The 4,500-nt window shown below is 66.2% G+C and carries 3 protein-coding genes; 2 read left to right on the top strand and 1 reads right to left on the bottom strand.

Annotated elements, in window-relative coordinates:
• Positions 1-129: 129 nt before the first annotated feature.
• Positions 130-2,214, top strand: coding sequence for a PEP-CTERM sorting domain-containing protein (locus JMV16_RS18155; RefSeq protein WP_201495719.1), 2,085 nt, complete (start codon positions 130-132; stop codon positions 2,212-2,214).
• A 6-nt stretch (positions 2,215-2,220) separates the two neighbouring features.
• On the opposite strand, the gene JMV16_RS18150 is transcribed toward JMV16_RS18155, so the two are convergent.
• The gene (locus JMV16_RS18150; protein ID WP_310737107.1) at positions 2,221-2,715 is read right to left on the bottom strand and encodes a 3'-5' exonuclease; all 495 of its coding nucleotides are present in this window, start codon (positions 2,713-2,715) and stop codon (positions 2,221-2,223) included.
• Between the two features lie 235 nt (positions 2,716-2,950).
• Between JMV16_RS18150 and JMV16_RS18145 the strand changes: the two genes are divergently transcribed.
• A complete protein-coding gene (locus JMV16_RS18145; protein ID WP_201495717.1) occupies positions 2,951-4,435 on the top strand; it encodes an IS1182 family transposase in 1,485 nt (494 codons plus the stop codon).
• Positions 4,436-4,500 lie beyond the last annotated feature (65 nt).

Raw genomic sequence — 4,500 nt, 5'->3', positions numbered from 1 at the left:
TCATGTCCATGGTGATCACTCCTCTCCCCTGCTGCACAAAAATGCAGCACGGTAGGTTGTTCACCTGGCTCAGTTTTGGGTCGGCATTACCCTCAAAATTGGCTCAGTTTTCGGTCGGCGCCAACACCCATGCGCGTCTCCTCGAATCTCAAGCAGGCGATCGTCGCCCTGTGCCTGGCGTTGACGAGTGGCGCGGCCTCAAGCGCCAGTGCGCTGTGGTGGTCCTGGGCGCCGGGATGCGACTCACAGAACTTGGGCACCACCGCCACGTGCTGGTCGACCACCTACGCCAGCTCTGGCAGTCCTGGAACCGGGGCGGCCATCCGGCCCGACGCCGACACCTGGGTCGAACTGATTCACGACACGGCACCCATCCGGCCGCTCGGGCTCTCGAGCGGAACCCTGGCGCTTGGGCGCCTGTTCATGCGGGGCGACGCGACCACGGCGCAAGTCACCATGTCCGGAGGCAAGCTGGCGTTGAGCGAGTATTTGGTCGTGGGCTCCCACTTCAGCGACTTTGTCCACGGCCCGGCCCAGTTCGACCAGACCGCTGGCGAGGTCAGCGCCGCCCAGATCTACATCGGCAACTACACCGACGCATTCATCGGCAACGCAAACCCCAGTCCCTCCCGGTACAGCCTCAGCGGCGGCAGCGTCACGGCGAACTACGTCGGTGTCGGAGAGGCCCATCACGTCCGGGCGGGCTCGGCCTTTGGCAGTGGCATCCTGCAAATCAGCGGCGTGTCCAGCCAAGCCGTCCTGGGCGTCGTGGAGGTCTGGTCGAAGGGTGCGCTCGACATGCGCGGCGGCCTGCTCACCGCCTCGCAGCTGAATCTCGATGCCAGCGCTGCGCTCACCTTCCTCGGCGGCACCCTGGAGATCACGGGTACCGGCTCACAGTGGTCCGGCAGCGTGCGCAGCTACGGCACCTTGTTCGGCAGCCCTGCGACCCTGCAGCTTGCGTCCGGCTCGGATCTGACGGTCAATGCCCGTCTCGAAGTGGGCATGGGAGGTTCTGGCGAGCTCCAAGTCCGCAGTGGAGCTCGGCTGGACACCACCGGCGCGGTCCTGGGCTCGCTGGGGCGCGGCGCCTTCTTCATCCCGATCCCGGGGAACGGCCGCGCCGTGGTCACCGGACCGTCCGCGCGTTGGTCCAACACCGGCGACCTGGATGTGGGCACCCGGGGGTCCGGTGACCTGCAGGTCACCGGCGGCGGCACGGTCACCAGCCAGCACAGCTACCTGGGCCGAGCCGACGTGCTCGACCCGGGGATCAACCGCAACACCGTGGCGGTCAGCGGCGCCGGATCCCTCTTTCGCAGCGAAGGCACGCTGACGATCGGCGGCGGCACTGGGCCGGGGCAGGGCAGCGACGTCAAGGTCACCGCCGGCGGCCGGGTCGAGGTGGGCGGCGCGCTGCGAATCTGGGGCGGCAGCACCCTTCAGGTGGAGAGCGGGGGCACCGCCGCCGCCGGCAGCCTGGTGGCGGATCCCGGTGGCCTGATCACCCTGCGCGACGGTACGCTGGCGACGGCAGCCGGGGCTCTCGTGCATGGCACCCTGCGCGTCCTGTCCGGCGCGACCAGCTTCGTCGACGGAGCCGTGACCGTGGCCTCCGGCGGGCGCCTGGAGGTCGGCACCAGCCAGGTCAGCTTCAAGGGACCGCTGACGGCCGAAACCGGCGCACACATCCAAAACGACGGCGAGATGATCATCGAGAACCGGGCGCTGCTGCAGGTCGGCGTCGGTCTCAGCGGCAGCGGCGCGAAGTACATCTTCGGCAGCCTGGCGCTCGGTGACGACTCGGCGCAGTTCACCGACACCAACGCGCTTGCGCTCATGCCCGGCAGCATGCTGGAGGTCGACCTCAGCGGCGCAGACCACTACGACCGCTACTCCACGGGGGCCTGGCTGCTGCTGGGCGGCACCCTGAAGTTGTCTTCGGGGCATGGCTACCAGGGGCAGCCGGGCGACCAGTTCACGATCCTCGGCGGTCGGCTCGAAGGGGCCTTCGATGGCGTCGACACCAGCGGCTTCGCGCTGGCCCTGGGCCTGAGCTGGGACTTCTCGCAGCTCAACAGCGCCGGCATCGTCGGCATCCAGGGCGCGATCGCGCCGCCGCCGCCGGTGCCCGAGCCGGGTACCTGGGCGCTGATGCTGGCGGGCCTGGCGGCGGTGGGGCGCGTGGCCTCGCGGCGCGCGGCGCGGTCCTGACGCGGCCTACTTCACCGCCGCCGCCGCGGCCACCCGGGCCGTCACCTCGTCGCGCAGCCGCTTCAGCCGCGCGCGCGGGTCTTCCTTCTTCTTCACCTCGTCGAGCTTCATCTCGGCGATGAAGCGGCTGGGCACGCCGGCGATGGTGTCGCGGCCATTCTTGCGTCGCCGCAGCGTGCCCACGGCCAGCGTGTGGCGGGCGCGCGTGATGCCCAGATGCATGAGGCGGCGCTCCTCCTCCAGCCGCTTGGGAGTCAGGTCCTCATTGCTACTGCGGAAGGGCAGCAGGCGCTCGTTGACGCCGACCAGGATCATGTGTCGCCACCTCAGGACCTTGGCGGCGTGCAGAGTACTCAACGTGCCCACGTCGATGTCCTCACCGCGTTCGGCCTGCCTGAGGCTGGACGGTGTGTACCAGCGCGGCACTGACGGCGCGCCGGTACTCGTCGAAGTACGCGCGCCGACCGACGCAGCGCTGCAGACTGTGTTACACACAATCATGGCCCGCATGCAGAGACTGCTCACCCATAGGGGGCGTTGGTCGAAGAGGAGGGCGACCTAGATGGCCGACGATGTCGCCATTGAAGTTCATGCAACGACACGTCGATGGGCAGCTTTGCGCTACCGAGTTCTGCGGGCGCTACGTCAGCTGTGGGTCGAGGCTGTGTGAAAACCCTCTTCCTGCCGCAGTAGCCGTTGCCTAGAGTGATGGGCCATATCGAGCACAGGAGCCGGTATGCCGCGATACGTCGAAGGCCAAGATCGAACCCAGAGCGTTCTCTTCCCCGAGCGACTGGATGACTGGATCCACGAGGACAGCACCGTCCGCGTCATCGATGTCTTCGTCGAGGAACTCGAGCTCAAGCAGTTGGGCTTCGACCGCGCCGAGCCAGCTGTGACCGGGCGCCCGGCGTACAGCCCGGCGACGCTGCTCAAGATCTACGTCTACGGCTACCTCAACAGGGTCCAGTCGAGTCGACGCCTTGAGGCAGAAGCGCAGCGCAACCTCGAGTTGATCTGGCTGACCGGGCGCCTGGCCCCGGACTTCAAGACCATTGCCGACTTCCGTCGCGATAACGGCGAAGCCATCCGCAAGGTCTGCAAAGAGTTCGTCCTGCTGTGCCGCCGGATGAAGCTCTTCACCGATGGCATCGTCGCCATCGACGGCAGCAAGTTCAAGGCGGTCAACAACCGCGACAAGAACTTCACCGACCGCAAGCTCGCCGCCCGCATCGAGCAGCTGGAGGACAGCATCAAGCGGTACCTGGTCGACCTCGATCGCGCTGACCGTGACCCAGCTGCGGTGCTGCCCAGCCGGGTCACCCACCTCAAGGACAAGATCGCCAAGGTCAAGCAGCAGATCCAGGCTCTGAACGACATCGGCGAGCAGATGAAGGCCTCTGAGGACGGTCAACTCTCCCTGACCGATCCCGATGCACGCTCGATGGCCACAAGCGGCCGGGGCACGGGCATGGTGGGCTACAACGTGCAGACCGTGGTCGATGGCAAGCATCACTTGATCGTGGCCCATGAGGTCACCAACGTGGGCCACGATCGCGATCAGCTGTCGCACATGGCCAAGCTTGCCCACGAGGCTACCGCGCAAGACAACCTCATCGCGCTGGCGGATCGCGGCTACTACGAAGGCTACGAAATCCTGGAGTGCGAACGTGCGGGTGTTGCCGCGATGGTGCCCAAGCCGATGACATCGAACAACGCAGCAGCCGGCTTGTTCGACAAACGCGACTTCGTGTACGACGACAAGGCGGACCAGTACCGGTGCCCGGCGGGCAGCATTGCCATTTACCGCATGACTTCCGAAGAGGCCGGCAAGATCCAGCACAAGTACTGGTCGTCAGACTGCCCGCGATGTCCAATGAAGCCGCGATGTACTACGAGCAAGGAACGGCGCATCTCGCGGTGGGAACACGAAGACATACTGGATGTCGTTCAAGAGCGGCTCGAAGGCGCACCTGAAGCCATGAGGCTGCGCCGCCAGACCGTCGAGCACGTCTTCGGCACGCTCAAGGGCTGGATGGGCTCGAATCATTTCCTGACCAAGACGCTGCCTCGGGTGGCCACCGAGATGAGCTTGCAGGTCCTGGCGTACAACTTGAAGCGGGTGATCAAGATCCTCGGAACCGGAACCCTGATCAAGGGTAATAGTCCGACCAGCACCGTCATTGCGCCGCGATCGACGCCGCTGCAGCATCTGACCTGATGGAGTGGGCCCAGGCGATGGTGTCCACCAACAGGAGATGGTGGGCACCATGGAGAGTGGAGCAA

This window comes from Rubrivivax sp. A210 (assembly GCF_904426505.1).
Lineage (GTDB): Bacteria > Pseudomonadota > Gammaproteobacteria > Burkholderiales > Burkholderiaceae_C > Rubrivivax.
Note: the sequence above shows the minus strand (reverse complement) of the source record. Positions and strands in the feature narration are given on the sequence as shown.